Here is a 14,911-nt window from a genome sequence, read left to right as displayed (position 1 = left end):
GTCAGCGGCCCCCCGGGTCGGCGATGGCGGCGCGCATGATCTGCCCGGCGATCCGGGCCGCCTCGGCGCTGCCGCCGGGGCCGGCCTGCTCCAGCATCACGCAGACCGCCGAGACCGGCGTGCCGTTCTTGTCCAGGGCGAAGCCGATGAACCAGCCGTGGTCGGGCCGGTCGGGCGCCGACTGGGCGGTGCCGGTCTTGCCGCCGACCGTGTAGCCCCTGAGCTGCGCGTTCGTGCCGGAGCCGTTCTCGACCACGCTGACCATCATGTCCCGCAGGTCTTTGGCGACCTGGCCGCTGACCGGCTGCCGCAGCTCTCGGGGCTTCGCGGTGTAGTAGCTGGTGGTGCGGTCCGGGGCGAGCAGCTGGCGGACCAGGTACGGCCGCATCTGGCTGCCACCGTTGGCGACGGACGCGGCGATCAGGGCGCCCTGGAGCGGGGTCATCCGCACGTCGCGCTGCCCGATGGAGGACTGGGCCAGCGCGGCCGGGTCGGCCCCGCCGTCGGCGTTCTCCATGCTGCCGGTCCGGCTCGCCGCCACCGGGTGGCCGGCCTCGTTGAGGTGGCCGACGGTGAGGTCCTCCTGCTCGAAGCCGAACTGCCGGGCCTTCTCCTTGATCTTGTCGGCGCCGAGCCGGACGCCCATCTGCGCGAAGCCCGTGTTGCACGACTCGGTCACCGCGTTGATCAGGGTGACCTCGTCCTCGGGGCAGATCGACGGGGCCGCGTTGCGGATCGGCGTGCCCGAGGTCGGCGGGGTCCAGCTGGCCCCTGCCGGGATCCTCGTCTGCTGACCCACGCCGCTTTCCAGCGCCGCGGCGGCCACCACGATCTTGAAGGTGGAGCCCGGGGGCAGCACCTCGCCGAGAGCCCGGTTCTTCAGCGGGCCCGCCGGGTCCTGCTCCAGCTTGTTGTACGCGGCCGTGGCCTCGTTGGTGCTGTGGCTGACCAGCGGGTTCGGGTCAAAGCTGGGCATCGAGACCAGCGCCTGCACCGCCCCCGTACGCGGGTCGACGGCGATCGCCGCGCCCTTGGCGGCGTCGACCCGGTTGTTGCGCAGCTGCTCGAACGCGGTGTTCTGGGCGCCCTTGGAGACCGTCAGCAGGACGTTGCCGCCGCCGGACTGGTCACCGGTGAACATGTCCTTGACCCGGTTGGCGATCAGCGCGTCGCTGGTGCCGGCCAGGAAGTCGTTCTCGAACTTCTCGATGCCGGTCTCGGCGAGATTGACCGGCTTGTAGCCGAGGATGTGGGCGTACCTGGCCCCGCCGGGGTAGCTGCGCTGGAACTTCAGCTCGCCGTCGGTCTCTTTGCTGAGCGCGAAGGCGGTGCCGCCGGCCTCGATGTTGCCGCGCTTGCGCTCGTACTCGGCGACCTGGACCCGACCGTTGTAGTCGCTGGTGCGGTACTCGTCGGCCTTGTAGGCCTGGATCCAGTTCAGGTTCGCAAAGAGCAGGCCGAAGAGAACCATGACGACGACGCCGACGCGGCGCAGGGGTGCGTTCACGGCCTGATCACCTCCGTGGGGGCACCGTGCAGCTGCTCCGGCGGGCCGCCGGACGGTCGGGCCGCCTTGCCGCCACCGCCGGCGACGGGGCGGCGGGCACCGTCGGAGATCCGGAGCAGGGCCGCGATGAGCAGCCAGTTCGCCATCAGCGAGGAACCGCCGGCGGAGAGGAACGGGGTGGTCTGCCCGGTCAACGGGATGAGCTTGCTGATCCCGCCGACGATCACGAAGACCTGGAGCCCGAGAGTGAAGGCAAGGCCGCCGGCCAGCAGCTTGCCGAACGAGTCCCGGACCGCCAGCGCCGCGCGCAGCCCTCGCTCGACGATCAGCAGGTAGACCACGAGCAGGGCGGAGAGGCCGAAGAGGCCGATCTCCTCGCCGATGCCCGCGAAGATGAAGTCGTTCTGCACCTCGGGCAGCAGGCCGGGCTGGCCTCCACCGGGACCCGCGCCGAACAGGCCGCCCGTGCCGAGCGCGAGCAGGCCCTGCACGAGCTGGTAGCCGTCGTTGTAGGGGTCGGCGAACGGGTCCAGCCAGATCTGCGCGCGCAGGTAGAAGTTGGCGAACGGCCCGCCGACCACGTCGCCGAGCACGTACGCCAGGTAGACGCCGCCGAAGAACAGCACCAGACCGATGAGCAGCCAGCTGACCCGTTCCGTGGCGATGTAGAGCGTCACCACGAACATGCCGAAGTAGAGCAGAGAGGTGCCCAGGTCCTTCTCGAAGACGAGGACCAGGACACTGACCAGCCAGACCGCGACCACCGGACCGAGGTCCCGCCCGCGCGGGAAGTCGATGCCGAGGAACCGGCGGCTCGCCAGCGACAACACCTCGCGCTTGCGCACCAGGTAGTAGGCGAAGAAGACCAGCAGGGCCAGCTTCGCGAACTCGCCCGGCTGGATGGAGAAGCTGTCGCCGAACTTGATCCACAGCTTCGCGCCGTTGATTTCGGAGAACCGGCTGGGCAGCACCGCCGGGATCATCACCAGCACGATGCCGGCCAGCCCCAGCGTGTACGCGTAGCGCGACACCGAGCGGTGGTCCCGCATGATGGTGAGCAGCCCGGCGGCGAGGATGACCGAGACGAGCGTCCAGGCGAGCTGCCGGCCGCCCGTGCCGGCGAAGATGGCCAGGTCCTCCCGCTCGGTCGGTGCCGCCTTGCCCAGGTCGATCCGGCGCAGGAAGCCGACCCCGATCCCGTTGAGCAGGGCGACCGCCGGCAGCAGGGCCGGGTCGGCGAAGGGCGCCAGGAACCGGATCACCAGGTGCAGGCCGAGAAACACGGCGGTGAGCGCGGCGGCCGGCATCCAGAAGTCGGCCGTGACGGTGTCGAGCACCTTCGCCTCGACCATCGCCCCGTACGCGGCCACCAGCACCATGGCGACCAGCAGCAACGACAGCTCGGCGTTGCGCCGGGACCGGGCCAGGCGTACGCCGGGCTGCTCGCCCGTGGTGGCGGGCGAGGATGCCGGAATGGCCGCTGCGGTCACGGAACGTCCTCGGATCGAGCCGCGCCTACTCCGGCGACCGGCACGCGGCGGGGTCGAGCGCCGGCGAGTCGGTGTCGGAGGGCGGGGCGTCGGGCGTGGTGGTCGGCGCAGCCGGCGTGCTCGGCCGGCCGCTGACCGGGGCGCTCGCACTCGCGCTGACGGTCGGAGCGGGCGACACCGGGACGGAGGTCGGCGTCGGGACGGTGGTGACGGCCGCGGCGCTCGGACTCGGGCTCGGCGGGCAGATCGGCTTCAGGTTCGGGTTCATCGGGTCGTCGCTGGTCAGCTCGGCCAGTCGACGCTCGGCGTCGGGCTCGCTCTTGGCCGGGATGCCCTGCTTGACCTGCTCCTGGGCGGCCAGCGTCAGGTCCTCCAGGTCCGCTGGGCTCTTGGAGTGCACGGTCGACAGGTTCATCCCGGCGATCTCGCCCTGGATGCCCCGGAACACCGCGACCTGGCCGTTCTCGGTCGCCCCGACGTAGTACTGCCGCTGGGTGTAGCTCCAGCCGCCGAAGACCGCGCCGCCGACGAGGACCAGCAACGCCACCGAGATCGCGGCGGCCCGCACCGGCCGACGCCTCGGGCGCTCCGACTCGTCGTCGGCGCCGGCCGTCGGTTCCTCGGGAACGGGCGGGCGCGGCGCGGAGAGGGCGGACGCGCGGGCGGCCGGCGTGGACACGTCGGCGGAGGTCGCCATGCCCCGGTCCCGGGCGGCGGCGCCGCCGACGATCGGGCTCGCCTCGACGATGTCCTGGTCGGTGGCGTCGGCAATGATCACCGTGATGTTGTCCGGGCCGCCGCCGCGCAGGGCGAGCTGCACCAGCCGCTCCACGCACTGCTGCGGGTCGGTGTATTCGCGCATCGTCTCGCCGATGGTGTCGGCGCTGACCACACCCGAGAGGCCGTCGCTGCAGATCAGGTAGCGGTCGCCGGGGAGCACCTGACGGACGCTGTATTCCGGGTCGATGTCGCGGCCGTCGAGCGCCCGGGTGAGCAGCGAGCGCTGGGGGTGGCTGCTCGCCTCCTCGGCGCTGATCCGGCCCTCGTCGACGAGCATCTGGACGTACGTGTCGTCCTTGGTGATCTGCGCGAACTCACCGTTGCGCAGGAGATAGGCCCGCGAGTCACCGATGTGGACCATGCCCAGCTTGCTGCCGGAGAAGAGGGTCGCGGTGAGCGTGGTGCCCATCCCCTCCAGCTGAGGGTTGGCGTCCACGGTGTCGCGGAGCTGCTGGTTGGCGGTGCCCACGGCCGAACGCAGCGCGTCGACGAGGGCGTCACCTGGGACGTCCTCGTCGAGCGGCGCCATGGCACCGATGACGATGTTGCTGGCGACGTCACCGGCGGCCATGCCGCCCATGCCGTCGGCGACGGCGAGAAGCCGCGGCCCGGCGTAGACGGAATCCTGATTACCGTCTCGGATCAGACCGCGGTCGCTGTGGGCCGCATAGCGCAGGGTCAGAGTCATGGCCGTAATTCGAGAGAAGTGCGGCCGATCCGGATCGGCACGCCGAGGGGGACGGGGGTTGGTCCGGTGACCTTAGCGCGATCCAGGTACGTGCCGTTAGTCGAGCCGAGGTCCTCGACGAACCACTGGCCGTCGCGCGGCACCAGACGGGCGTGCCGCGCCGAGGCGTAGTCGTCGGTGATGACGAGGGTGGAATCCTCCGCCCGGCCGATGGTGATCTGCGCTTCGCCGAGGGTGATCCGGGTCCCGGCCAGTTGGCCGGCGGTTACCACGAGCTGGTGGGCCGCCCTGCCCCGCTTCGCCTTCGTCGGTTTCGCCGCCTGCCCGAGCGAGGCGCCGACGGCCCGGGGGGCGGCCACCAGCCGGCCCGACCGGGCGCCCGCGAACAGGTCCCGGCGGATCACGCCGACCACCGTGAACACGAAGATCCACAGCAGGATGAGGAACCCGAACCGGGCGACGGTGATGACGAGCTCCGGCAAGGCGGGTCAGCCGTCCACGCGGAAGGTCAGCGTCGTGGTGCCGAGCTGGATCATGTCGCCGGGATTGAGCGCGACGGCGGAGACCCGCTGGCCGTTGACCATGGTGCCGTTGGTCGACCCCAGGTCGGTCAGCACGACCTGACCACCGTCGAAGTCCAGCCGGGCGTGTCGCCGCGAGATCCCGACGTCGGGCAGGCGCAGATTGGCCTGGTCACCGCGGCCGATCACGGTCGAGCCCACCTGGAGGGGGTAGGTGCGCCCGTCGCCGGAGACCAGCCGCACGTTGCGGCCGCCGCCGTGGCCGGGCGGAGGACCGTAGCCGCCGCCCTGGTCGTAGGCCGGGTAGGCGGGCGGGCCCGCGTCGTAGCCGGGCGCCGAGACCGGGGCGACCTCGCCGCCGGTGTAGACCTCGGCGGTGACCCGGAACATCCCGGTGTCCAGCCCCTCACCGCGTTCGATCTCGACGATCACGTCGCCGTAGACCGTCCAGGCCTGCTCGCCGATGAACTCCGCCTGCGACTGGGCCAGCTCCTGGGCCAGCGCGGCGGCGTACGGCGCCAGACGACTGTGGTCGTAGGGCGAGAGATCGATCACGTAGCGGTTGGGCACCAACGTGCGCCCACCGGCCAGGATCGCCTTGTGCGCCTCGGCCTCCCGCTGCATGGCGTTGAGGATCTCCACGGGGTGGACCACCCCTTTGAAGACCTTGGCGAAGGCCCCCTCGACCAGGCCTTCCAGACGCTTCTCGAAGCGTTGCAGCACGCTCACCGGCTCCTCCTCGGGTCCCGAGGACATGATGGTATCCGGCCGGCGCGCGCGCAGCTCACACGCCGCTCGGCCGTCTGACGGCGGCCCGTTCGGACGGGCCGATAATGCCGTGCTACTCTTTCGTCCGCCACGAACGGTAACCGCTCCTCGGACGGTAACCGATCGTCACAACGACCACGGACCGGCTAGGATGTCCGAGGCCCGCTGGAGACAGCAGGTCCGGCACAGACTACAGTGTTCGAGGTCAAGCCACGGGGAAGTGGCGGAATGGCAGACGCGCACGGTTCAGGTCCGTGTGCCCGAAAGGGCGTGGGGGTTCAACTCCCCCCTTCCCCACCAATACGCGAGGGCTCCGCAGCGATGCGGGGCCCTCGCGCCGTATCGGGGCGTGCCGTACGTCACGCTATGCTCCGATGGTTTCTGCCTCCGATGGACCAGGAGTGGCGTGTGAGTGTCGCGTTCGTGACCGGGTCGGGCGGTCTGATCGGCTCCGAGGCGGTCCGGCACTTCGCCGGCCTCGGTCTCGAGGTCGTCGGCATCGACAACGACATGCGGCAGGAGTTCTTCGGCGCGGAGGCGTCCACCGCGTGGAACGTCCGCCGGCTGACCGACGAGCTGGGGTCCGCGTACTCGCACCACAGCATCGACATCCGCGACCGGGCCGCGCTGGCCAAGCTGTTCAAGCGGTACGGCACCGACGTCGCCGTGGTGATCCACACCGCCGCTCAGCCGTCGCACGACTGGGCGGTGCGCGACCCGTTCACCGACTTCGACGTGAACGCCGCCGGCACGCTCAACGTCCTGCAGAACGTGCGGGAGCACTGCATCGAGGCGCCGCTCATCCACTGCTCCACCAACAAGGTCTACGGGGACCGGCCGAACAGCCTGCCGCTGGTCGAGCTGGAGACCCGCTGGGAGATCGAGCCGGGGCACGCGTACGAGCAGGGCATCCGCGAGGACATGTCCATCGACGCCTGCCTGCACTCGATCTTCGGCGCCTCCAAGGTGGCGGCCGACGTCATGGTGCAGGAGTACGGCCGCTACTTCGACATGCGGACGGCCTGCTTCCGGGGCGGGACGCTGACCGGCCCGGCGCACTCCGCGACGGAGCTGCACGGCTTCCTCGGCTACGTGATGCGCGCCAACATGGAGCGCCGCACCTACAAGATCTTCGGCTACCAGGGCAAGCAGGTCCGCGACGCCATCCACAGCTCGGACGTGGTCAGCGCGTTCGAGGCGTTCTTCCGCAACCCGCGCTCGGCGGCGGTCTACAACCTCGGCGGCGGCCGGCACTCGAACACCTCCAACCGTGAGGCGTTCGCGCTCGCCGAGCAGATCACCGGCCAGGAGATGGTCACCGAGTACGTCGAGGCCAACCGGATCGGCGACCACAAGTGGTGGATCGGCTCGAACGAGGCCTTCCAGGCCGACTACCCCGAGTGGAAGCAGGTCTACGACGTGCCCATGATCATGCGCGAGATCTACGAGGCCAACGTGGACAAGTGGGTGCCGGGGGCATGACCGGCAGGGGCAAGCGGAACGTCCTCGGGGTCCTGGTCGACGCCACCGACTACGCCGAGGCGACCGAGCAGGTGGTGGCCGCCGCGCAGGAGCGCCGCCCGCTGGCGCTGACGGCGCTGGCCGTGCACGGCGTGATGACCGGGGTGCTCGACCCGGCGCACAACGCCCGGCTGAACTCCTTCGACGTGGTCACCCCCGACGGCCAGCCGGTGCGCTGGGCGCTCAACCTGCTGCACGGCGCGGGGCTGACCGACCGGGTCTACGGCCCGAACCTGACCCTGCACGTGCTCGCCCGGTTCGCCGACGAGGGGCTGCCGGTCTACCTCTACGGGTCGACCGAGGAGACCCTGGCCAGGCTGATCCCGGCGCTGGAGCGGATGTTCCCGGCGCTGAAGATCGCCGGGGTGGAGCCGTCGAAGTTCCGGGCGGTGCAGCCGGGCGAGGACGTGGAGATCGCCGACCGGATCCGGTCCAGTGGGGCCCGGCTCGTGCTGGTGGGGCTGGGCTGCCCGCGCCAGGAGATCTTCACGTACGCCATGCGACCGCTGCTGGACATGCCGCTGATGGCGGTCGGGGCGGCCTTCGACTACCACGCCGGCCTGCTGCGCCAGCCCCCGCCGTGGATGCAGCGGGCGGGCCTGGAGTGGTTCTGGCGTCTCGGTCTGGAGCCGAAGCGCCTCTGGAAGCGCTACGTGATCCTCAACCCGGCCTACCTGACCCGGCTCGCCGGGCAGAAGACGGGGCTGTGGAAGGCGAAGGCGCCGGCCCCGGCCACGGAGCGTCCCGCCAGCTTCTCGGTCTGACCGCCTCCAGCGTCAGAAAGGGCCCCTTCCTATCGCGTATGCGATAGGAAGGGGCCCTTCCCTGCACTCAGGTCAGAGGGTGAGGGTCCAGGTGTTCAGGTAGCCGGTGTCGCCCGAGTAGACGTCGCGCACCCGCAGCTGCCAGGTGCCGTTCGCCGCCTCGCTCGACAGGTTCGCCGTGTAGGTGGCGTTGATGTTGTCCGCGCCGTCGAAGATGCTGCTGTTCTTCAGCCGGTAGGTCGAGCCGTCCGGGGCGACCAGGTCGATGACCACGTCACCGCGGTAGGTGTGCACGATGTTCACCGCGACGGTGGAGGCCGCCGAGGCGTTGCGGGCGCAGCCGGCGATCACGATCGAGCTGCTCACCGCGACGTTCGTGTCCGGGATCGCGAGGTCGGTGCCGTTGGTGCCGGAGCAGCCGCCGCCGGTGCCGGTGACCGTCAGCGAGTAGGTGGCGGTCCTGCTGCCCGAGGCCGCGGTGCCCGTCACGGTCACCGAGTAGGTGCCGGCCGGCGTGCTCGCCGAGGTGCTGATGGTCAGCGCCGAGGAACCACCCGAGGTGACGGTGGCCGGGCTGAACGAGGCGGTCGCCCCGGACGGCAGCCCGCTCGCCGAGAGGCTCACCGACTGGGCGGAGCCGTTGGTCGTGGCGGTGGCGACCGTGGCGGTCACCGAGCCGCCCGGCGCGGTCGAGCCGGACGTCGGCGAGACCGAGACGGAGAAGTCGTCGGTCGGCGGCGGGGTGTCGCCGTTGACGACGTAGAGCAGCTTGTTCGGCGAGCCGGTGCCCGCGTTGGTCACCACGTTGCTGGTGGCGTTGTTCACCAGGTAGTCGCGGACCTGCTGCGGCGTCCAGGCCGGGTTGGCGCTGGCCACCAGGGCCGCGACGCCGACCACGTGCGGGGTCGCCATCGAGGTGCCGCTGATCGTGTTGGTGGCGGTGTCGTTGGTGTACCACGCCGAGGTGATCGACGAGCCGGGCGCGAAGATGTCCAGGCAGGTGCCGATGTTGGAGAACGACGACCGGGCGTCGGTGTTGGTCGTGGAGCCGACGGTGATGCCCTCGGCGGTCCGGGCGGGCGAGGTGTTGCAGGCGTTGCCGCCGGAGTCGTTGCCGGCCGCCAGGCCGTAGCTCACGCCCGAGTTGATGGAGTTGCGCACGGCGGTGTCGAGCGAGGCGTTCGCGCCGCCGCCGAGGCTCATGTTGGCCACGGCCGGCTTGACCGCGTTGGCGGTCACCCAGTCGACGCCGCCGATGACGCCGGCGTTCGTGCCGCTGCCCTGGCAGTTCAGCACGCGTACGCCGACCAGCTGGACGCCCTTGGCCACGCCGTACGCCGAACCGCCGACGGTGCCGGCGACGTGCGTGCCGTGCCCGTTGCAGTCGTCGGCCGAGCCGCCGTCGACGGCGTCGTAGCCGGAGACCGCCCGGCCGCCGAAGTCGCTGTGGCTGAACCGGATGCCGGTGTCGATGATGTAGGCGTGCACGTTGCTCGCCGTGTTCGGGTACGTGTAGGAGCTGTTCAGCGGCAGGGCGCGCTGGTCGATCCGGTCCAGGCCCCAGGAGGGCGGGTTGGTCTGGGTGCCGGCGATGGAGACCGTGTGGTTCTGCTCGACGTACGCCACGGCGGGGTCCGCGGCGATGCGGGCGGCGGCCCTGGCGTCGACCCGGACCTCGAAGCCGCGCAGGGCGGCGCCGTAGGTGCGGGCGACCGCGCCGCCGTGCCGGCCGACCAGCCGCTGCGCGGTGTCACCGACGCTGCTGCGGGCGACCGAGGTGTCCTTGAAGACGACGATGTAGCTGTCGGCCACGGCGGTGGCGCCGCCAGCGGCGCGGATCGTGCCCACCGGTTCGGCGGCCATGGCGGGCGTGGCGGTGGCCACCATGGCCAGCGCGGCCACCCCGACGAGTACGGACCTGCGTGGAAGACCCATCTTCTACTCCCTCCGACCGGCACCGACCGTCCAACTGTTCGAGACGAGTGAATCGATGAATGCCGATCAAGCTGAGGGTAGGGGGGCGCAAACGGGAATTCAAACATGTCGACTTCCCCATACCACCGGAGGGATGACCCCCTAGGGGCGGCGGCTGCGGGACGAACCGGGGACCTGCCCGGATTCACGGTCGTCGAAAACGGGCAAGGCTGTCGGTCATGGAGATTCACCTGACCGTGCTGCTGTCGCTGGCCGCCGTCTGGCTCGTCGCCGGCTGGCTCGCGGACGGGCTGCCCCGGCTGGACCACGCCCGGGCCCTGCGCCGGCGTACCGGATGGGTGCTCGCCCTGACGCTGACCGGCCTGGGCCTGACGGCCGCCGTGCTCGGCGCGGGGCTCTCCAGCGCCGGCACGACCCCCGCGGACCGGGCGGCCGCCGGCCTCGCCCTCGCCGCCGCCCCCGCGCTCGTGGTCGCGGCCTGCACGGTGCGCCGGGTACGCCGACTGCGGGCGGGCGCGGGCGCGCTCTCGTCGGCCCCGGGCACCCCGGCGCCGCACGGCCTGCGGGCCTCCGCCGCGCACCCGCTGATCGGGCTCCCGGTGCAGGTCACCGGGCTGGCGATCCTGCCTGCGGTGGCTGCGGCGAGCGCCCCGGACCTGCTCTCCGGACCCGGCGTGGCCGGGCCGGCGGTCACCCTGGGCGTGCTGGGCGTCGCCGCCATCGGCGTACGCCACGCCCTGCGGCACAGCCGGCTCGTGGAGCGGGCCGTGCCGGTACGGCCCGCGTCACCGCGAGCGGCCGGGGCCCTGCACGTATAGCAGTTCCAGGATCGCCCGGGTCGCCTCGAACCAGCGGTCGAGCCAGCCGGGCGGCGGGACGCTGCCCTTCGGCGGCAGCTCCATCAGCAGCCCGCGCAGCAGCGGATGGTCGACCAGTGACTCGGCCGGCTCCACCGACCAGCTGCCGGGCGGGAACGACGGCTCGGTCAGCGGGTTGGGGTCCAGCGAGGGCAGGGAGAGCGGCGGACCGGGCTGCTCCGGCGGCGCGGCCGGGCTCTCCCGGCCACCCATCTCGGTGTCGGTCGACACCACCTCGGTGAGGACGGTGTCCCGCCGTGCCCCCCGGTACTTGCCCCCGAACCGTTCCGGCTTGCCCGGCCCGTTGGTGAGGTTGTCCGAACCGATCGTCGTCATCCGTCTCGCCTGCCTCGCTCGGTTGCCGATCCCGGCGGCGGCTCGTCGACCACCGCCGTGCCGAGGGGTACAACGACACGGGACCCGATGTGGCGACGCCGACGGCGGGACGACTTCGCGGCCGGTCCGGACGCGGGCACGACGATGCCCCCGCCCGGCTCCACTGCCGGGCGGGGGCATCCCGTCACGTTCCGGTCCCGTCAGCCCCTGTCGAACACACCGCCCCTGGCGCCGGCGACGAAGGCGTGCCAGCCACCCGGGGAGAAGACCAGGGCCGGGCCCGTCTTGTCCTTCGAGTCCCGCACGCCGACCGCCCCCGTCACGTACGCCACCTCCACGCAGTTGTCGCAGTTCGGCCCGCTCTTCGAGCTCTTGAACCACGCCGCCTGCGTCAGGTCCACGGGGAACCTTTTGGTCGCCCTTTCCACATCGGCTCCTCTGCCAGTTTCGCGATGTGTGCGATGGACTCCTCAGGACGAATGGCCGCCGCTCGGATGTGATCGAAGATGAAGCTGTACTTCTGCAGTTCGTCACTCTTCTCCAGGAAGAGCCCACCCGTGGCATTCTCCGCGTACACGACATCCGGATCACCGGGCTCAGGGAAGCTGAGGATCGTGAAGGTGCCGTCCATGCCGGCGTGCGCCCCTACCGCGAAAGGCAGGATCTGGAGCGTCACGTTCGGCAGTTCCGCCACCTCGACCAGGTGTTTCAGCTGGTCACGCATTACCTCGTCCCCGCCCACCGGACGGCTCACCACCGCTTCATCGAGCACCACCCACAGATCGACCGGATCATCCTGCGTCAACAACGACTGACGGCCCAGACGGACACGCACCCGTTGCTGCACCTGTTCGGGAGTGAAGTCGGGCCGGGCGGCCCGGATCATCGCGCCCGCGTAGTCCTCGGTCTCCAGCAGCCCGGGCACCACCTGCTGCTCGTACGCCCGGATCGAACCGGCCGCCGCCTCCAGCCCGACGTACGCGCCGACCAGCACCGTGCTGTAGGGGTGCCACCAGCCCTTCTGCCGCGCCTCGCGGGCGATCTGCACCAGCTCGTCGCTCTCGGCACCCACCACGCCGTAGATCCGCAGCATGTCCCGCACGTCGCGTGGCGTCGCGGTGGTGTGGCCGGTCTCGATCCGCGAGACCTTCGACGCCGAACACTCCAACTGCTCGGCGACCGCCTCTATGGTGATGCCGGCCCCCTCCCGCTGCCGGCGCAGTTCGGCGCCTAGGCGACGCCGCCGGATGGTGGGGCTGCGCCGCTCGCTCACGACACGACCCCGCCCGCTGGTCGGAACCACCGCCTGTCAGGCCTCACCCGGTCCACCTCCGCCTCGCCGTGCGCCACTGTCGTCACCCGCCAGGGGCGCGACCGTCGTACGGCGGGCGTCGTTCGCGGCGTGGGGTGGTGCCGGTCATCGGCCGGCCGCGACGGGCGAAACCGGCTCCCAGTGTGCCGGGCATACGTGAACGGCTTCAAGCGCTGCTTTGCACAAGCCGCTCACGTATCGGCAAAAGTCGACGTGCAACTTGCATGAAGCACGTCGCTGATGCACTCTGTCCGTATGGCACGGGTTACTCACCGTCTCCGTCCGCTTCCTCGCCGTGGTGACCCCACGGACCGCAGGACGCGCGGCGGTGGGACCGCCCGGCAGTCGACAACCAGACCTGCCCCGGGTTGATGACCTCGCCGCTGCACGCCAGTTGGCTGCGGCGGCGGGAGCGGTACCCGGAGTAGCCGAGTGATGGTCGGGTGGCGGTTCGCCACCAGCGGATACGGCCCGACCACCACCGCCCGCAGCACCGGCCCACGAGGCACGACCCCGCCACCGGGCCATCGACGTCCCCCGACCCCCACCGCCGGCCCGTCGGCCGGCCGACCCTTCCCAGGAGCCCATGTGCTTCCCCGCTCCGGTGACGTACTGCACGTGACTCGCGCGGCGAGTGTCCAGTTCCTCAGGCCCATCATGTTCCGGGTCATCCGGGTGCTGGACTGGCCGACCTACGACGGCTGGATCTGGCTCGAAGGCTACGAGTTGAACGCATCGGGGGACGCGGTCAGCCGGCGGTCGATCTTCGTCCAGCGGGAGGGGCTGCGCCACCTGCGCTCGGCCCCCGAGCCGCGTCCGCACACCGTGCGGGCGCCGCGCCGGCCCGCCGCCCGCACTCCGGTCCGGGTGGGCTGACCTGCGCGATCGGCAGTCGAGGGGCATGCCGTCGCCATAAGATGAGGTACGCCCACCCCGGCACGTTTCCACCCCGCGCGTCCAGGACCCCGAACCTGGGATGGCCATGGTCAATCAGCCCGCCGCGCGGCGGCACCACCGCTCCCGTATCGCCTACGCCTTCGGACTACTGGCGCTGATCGGCGCCGCCACCACACTGGTGGTCGTGGTCCGCGATCCCGCCCTCTCGTCCACCACGCGGCTGACCACCCCGGTCCCGGCACCGGAGATCACCGTGGTGGACGAGGACCCGCCCTACGGCGACGACGTGCCGGACGCCCTCGACCCCCCGTACGCACTGACCGGGCCGAGGGAACCGGAAGCGCTCGGCGCCGCGGGCGACTCCGGACCCGCAGCCGGGGCGGGGGTTCCCACGGGCTCCCCGGACGGTGCGGCACACGCCGCCCGCCCCGCACCCGACGACGTCCGCCGTTCCCTCTTCTGGTCCGGCATCTTCGGACTGGCCATCTCGCTGGCCGGGCTCGGCATGGTCGGAACGAGACGACGCATGTGGTGACGCGGCGGCGCGGGCCGTAGGCGTGACGACGCAGGTCGTGGCGCTACGCGCTGGCCGGCGGCTCACCGGGTGGCGGTCGGTTCGACCGACGGCGTGACCTCGCCGGTCGGCGAGGCGGCCTCGCGAGCCACCACCAGCGTGACCTCCTCGTCCGCCGGCACCAGCTCCCCCGCCGCCGGCTCGGTGCGGATCACCGTGCCGGCCGGACGGTCCGACGTCTCGTACTCGACCCGGTGGTCCAGCCCGACGTCGTCCAGGATGGCCTGCGCCGTCTCCAGCGGCAGGTTCACCACCGGCGGCATCGGCAGTTCGGCCGGCTCCGAGGGCGTCGGGGACGCCGAGGGCGACGAGCTGGTGGGGGCCGCCGAGGTCGGCGCGGCGGTGGTCGGCGACGCGCGGGTCACCGACGGCGAGGGCGACGGCTCCGGCCCGCTCGGACCGTCGTCCGCCGACTGGAGGGCCAGCCACAGCCCGGCGCCGAGCAGGCCGAGCAGCAGCAGCACGATCACGCCCCACAGGATCGGCAGCCACCAGCGCCGCGCGTCCTGCTCCTCGGCGTACCACTCGGCCTCCGGCTGGTCGGCCGGCCCGCCGGGGCGCACCTCCGCCCGGCCGGACCATGCCGCCGGCCCGGACCGCTCCGGCGGCACGGCAGCCGTACGGTCCAGCGGGGCGGTGCCGTCGCCGGGCATCGGCCGGGTGGCGTCGCCGGCGTCCGGGGCGCTCCGGTCGGGGCGGGGCAGCGGCTGCGTACGGTCGGGTTCCGGCCCGGCCGAGGGATCGCCCGGCGGAGGCAGCGGGCGGGTCCGGTCGTCGTGTTCCCCGGCGGGCGGCTCCCGGCGCTCGTCACTCATGCCCGGCACTCCGCTCCGCTGTCGTGCCGGCATGAGGCACCACCGCACCGTGCCGACGATTCGCTCGCTGACGCTCACTCATGGCGCGTCCTCTCCCGGCCCGGGCGGGCGTCGCGGGCCCTGACCGCCAACCTAGCGGTCCCGGA

The 14,911-nt window shown here is 71.8% G+C and carries 15 protein-coding genes and 1 tRNA gene; 6 read left to right on the top strand and 10 right to left on the bottom strand.

Going from position 1 to position 14,911, the window contains the following annotated elements; translation table 11 throughout:
* Position 1 precedes the first annotated feature (1 nt).
* From ABZ573_RS16685 to ABZ573_RS16665, 5 genes are all read right to left on the bottom strand, one after another.
* Complete coding sequence (locus ABZ573_RS16685) at positions 2 to 1,507, bottom strand: penicillin-binding transpeptidase domain-containing protein (protein ID WP_151455328.1); 1,506 nt, start codon at positions 1,505 to 1,507, stop codon at positions 2 to 4.
* A complete protein-coding gene (locus ABZ573_RS16680) occupies positions 1,504 to 2,886 on the bottom strand; it encodes an FtsW/RodA/SpoVE family cell cycle protein (RefSeq protein WP_225852274.1) in 1,383 nt (460 codons plus the stop codon). The genes ABZ573_RS16685 and ABZ573_RS16680 overlap by 4 nt, the downstream gene beginning before the upstream one ends.
* Positions 2,887 to 3,022: 136 nt before the next feature.
* Entirely contained in the window at positions 3,023 to 4,465 is a 1,443-nt protein-coding gene (locus ABZ573_RS16675; RefSeq protein ID WP_151455330.1) for a PP2C family serine/threonine-protein phosphatase, read from the bottom strand.
* Positions 4,462 to 4,947 carry an FHA domain-containing protein gene (locus tag ABZ573_RS16670; RefSeq protein WP_121397334.1) on the bottom strand — a complete coding sequence of 162 codons (486 nt, stop codon included), beginning with the start codon at positions 4,945 to 4,947 and terminating at the stop codon, positions 4,462 to 4,464. The genes ABZ573_RS16675 and ABZ573_RS16670 overlap by 4 nt, the downstream gene beginning before the upstream one ends.
* 6 nt (positions 4,948 to 4,953) lie before the next feature.
* Positions 4,954 to 5,742: a DUF3662 and FHA domain-containing protein gene (locus ABZ573_RS16665; RefSeq protein WP_151455331.1), complete on the bottom strand. Its 789-nt coding sequence runs from the start codon at positions 5,740 to 5,742 to the stop codon at positions 4,954 to 4,956.
* Positions 5,743 to 5,968: 226 nt separating this feature from the next.
* Between ABZ573_RS16665 and ABZ573_RS16660 the strand changes: the two genes are divergently transcribed.
* The 3 genes from ABZ573_RS16660 to ABZ573_RS16650 all read left to right on the top strand — a co-directional run bounded on the left by ABZ573_RS16660 (position 5,969) and on the right by ABZ573_RS16650 (position 8,039).
* Positions 5,969 to 6,054 (top strand) — tRNA-Leu (locus tag ABZ573_RS16660).
* A gap of 66 nt (positions 6,055 to 6,120) precedes the next feature.
* On the top strand, positions 6,121 to 7,236 hold the full coding sequence (locus ABZ573_RS16655; RefSeq protein ID WP_192581444.1) for an NAD-dependent epimerase/dehydratase family protein: 1,116 nt from the start codon (positions 6,121 to 6,123) through the stop codon (positions 7,234 to 7,236).
* The gene (locus tag ABZ573_RS16650) at positions 7,233 to 8,039 is read left to right on the top strand and encodes a WecB/TagA/CpsF family glycosyltransferase (protein ID WP_151455333.1); all 807 of its coding nucleotides are present in this window, start codon (positions 7,233 to 7,235) and stop codon (positions 8,037 to 8,039) included. The genes ABZ573_RS16655 and ABZ573_RS16650 overlap by 4 nt, the downstream gene beginning before the upstream one ends.
* Before the next feature lie 72 nt (positions 8,040 to 8,111).
* Here ABZ573_RS16650 and ABZ573_RS16645 read toward each other — a convergent pair whose 3' ends face one another.
* Positions 8,112 to 9,974, bottom strand: coding sequence for a S8 family serine peptidase (locus ABZ573_RS16645; RefSeq protein ID WP_358118856.1), 1,863 nt, complete (start codon positions 9,972 to 9,974; stop codon positions 8,112 to 8,114).
* 218 nt (positions 9,975 to 10,192) lie between these two features.
* Here ABZ573_RS16645 and ABZ573_RS16640 point away from each other — a divergent pair, with 218 nt between their 5' ends.
* Positions 10,193 to 10,792, top strand: a complete 600-nt coding sequence (locus ABZ573_RS16640) for a hypothetical protein (protein WP_151455335.1) — start codon at positions 10,193 to 10,195, stop codon at positions 10,790 to 10,792.
* Here ABZ573_RS16640 and ABZ573_RS16635 read toward each other — a convergent pair.
* The 3 genes from ABZ573_RS16635 to ABZ573_RS16625 all read right to left on the bottom strand — a co-directional run bounded on the left by ABZ573_RS16635 (position 10,760) and on the right by ABZ573_RS16625 (position 12,440).
* Complete coding sequence (locus ABZ573_RS16635; RefSeq protein WP_151455336.1) at positions 10,760 to 11,167, bottom strand: hypothetical protein; 408 nt, start codon at positions 11,165 to 11,167, stop codon at positions 10,760 to 10,762. The genes ABZ573_RS16640 and ABZ573_RS16635 overlap by 33 nt on opposite strands.
* A gap of 200 nt (positions 11,168 to 11,367) precedes the next feature.
* Positions 11,368 to 11,568 carry a DUF397 domain-containing protein gene (locus tag ABZ573_RS16630; RefSeq protein ID WP_327030066.1) on the bottom strand — a complete coding sequence of 67 codons (201 nt, stop codon included), beginning with the start codon at positions 11,566 to 11,568 and terminating at the stop codon, positions 11,368 to 11,370.
* Positions 11,559 to 12,440, bottom strand: coding sequence for a helix-turn-helix transcriptional regulator (locus tag ABZ573_RS16625; RefSeq protein ID WP_151455338.1), 882 nt, complete (start codon positions 12,438 to 12,440; stop codon positions 11,559 to 11,561). Before ABZ573_RS16625 ends, ABZ573_RS16630 begins: the two co-directional genes overlap by 10 nt.
* A 627-nt stretch (positions 12,441 to 13,067) precedes the next feature.
* Between ABZ573_RS16625 and ABZ573_RS16620 the strand changes: the two genes are divergently transcribed.
* Both ABZ573_RS16620 and ABZ573_RS16615 read left to right on the top strand, forming a co-directional pair.
* Positions 13,068 to 13,355 (top strand): hypothetical protein, encoded by a 288-nt coding sequence (locus ABZ573_RS16620; protein WP_151455970.1) that lies wholly within the window; start codon positions 13,068 to 13,070, stop codon positions 13,353 to 13,355.
* 100 nt (positions 13,356 to 13,455) lie between these two features.
* A complete protein-coding gene (locus ABZ573_RS16615; RefSeq protein WP_192581485.1) occupies positions 13,456 to 13,911 on the top strand; it encodes a hypothetical protein in 456 nt (151 codons plus the stop codon).
* A 62-nt stretch (positions 13,912 to 13,973) separates the two neighbouring features.
* Here the strand turns inward: ABZ573_RS16615 and ABZ573_RS16610 are convergent, their stop codons facing one another.
* Positions 13,974 to 14,765 (bottom strand): PASTA domain-containing protein, encoded by a 792-nt coding sequence (locus ABZ573_RS16610; protein WP_358118852.1) that lies wholly within the window; start codon positions 14,763 to 14,765, stop codon positions 13,974 to 13,976.
* Positions 14,766 to 14,911: the final 146 nt, after the last annotated feature.

This window comes from Micromonospora sp. NPDC007220 (assembly GCF_040634035.1).
Lineage (GTDB): Bacteria > Actinomycetota > Actinomycetes > Mycobacteriales > Micromonosporaceae > Micromonospora > Micromonospora reichwaldensis.
This window is presented reverse-complemented; position numbering and strand designations above follow the sequence as displayed.

What these genes read in the sequence shown, in the direction of transcription:
- ABZ573_RS16680 (WP_225852274.1), bottom strand. Translation starts at nt 2,886, where the DNA reads ATGGTGCTGGTGGCCGCGTACGGGGCGATGGTCGAGGCGAAGGTGCTC.
- ABZ573_RS16675 (WP_151455330.1), bottom strand. Translation starts at nt 4,465, where the DNA reads ATGACTCTGACCCTGCGCTATGCGGCCCACAGCGACCGCGGTCTGATC.
- ABZ573_RS16665 (WP_151455331.1), bottom strand. Translation starts at nt 5,742, where the DNA reads ATGTCCTCGGGACCCGAGGAGGAGCCGGTGAGCGTGCTGCAACGCTTC.
- ABZ573_RS16655 (WP_192581444.1), top strand. Translation starts at nt 6,121, where the DNA reads ATGCTCCGATGGTTTCTGCCTCCGATGGACCAGGAGTGGCGTGTGAGT.
- ABZ573_RS16650 (WP_151455333.1), top strand. Translation starts at nt 7,233, where the DNA reads ATGACCGGCAGGGGCAAGCGGAACGTCCTCGGGGTCCTGGTCGACGCC.
- ABZ573_RS16645 (WP_358118856.1), bottom strand. Translation starts at nt 9,974, where the DNA reads ATGGGTCTTCCACGCAGGTCCGTACTCGTCGGGGTGGCCGCGCTGGCC.
- ABZ573_RS16640 (WP_151455335.1), top strand. Translation starts at nt 10,193, where the DNA reads ATGGAGATTCACCTGACCGTGCTGCTGTCGCTGGCCGCCGTCTGGCTC.
- ABZ573_RS16635 (WP_151455336.1), bottom strand. Translation starts at nt 11,167, where the DNA reads ATGACGACGATCGGTTCGGACAACCTCACCAACGGGCCGGGCAAGCCG.
- ABZ573_RS16615 (WP_192581485.1), top strand. Translation starts at nt 13,456, where the DNA reads ATGGCCATGGTCAATCAGCCCGCCGCGCGGCGGCACCACCGCTCCCGT.
- ABZ573_RS16610 (WP_358118852.1), bottom strand. Translation starts at nt 14,765, where the DNA reads ATGAGTGACGAGCGCCGGGAGCCGCCCGCCGGGGAACACGACGACCGG.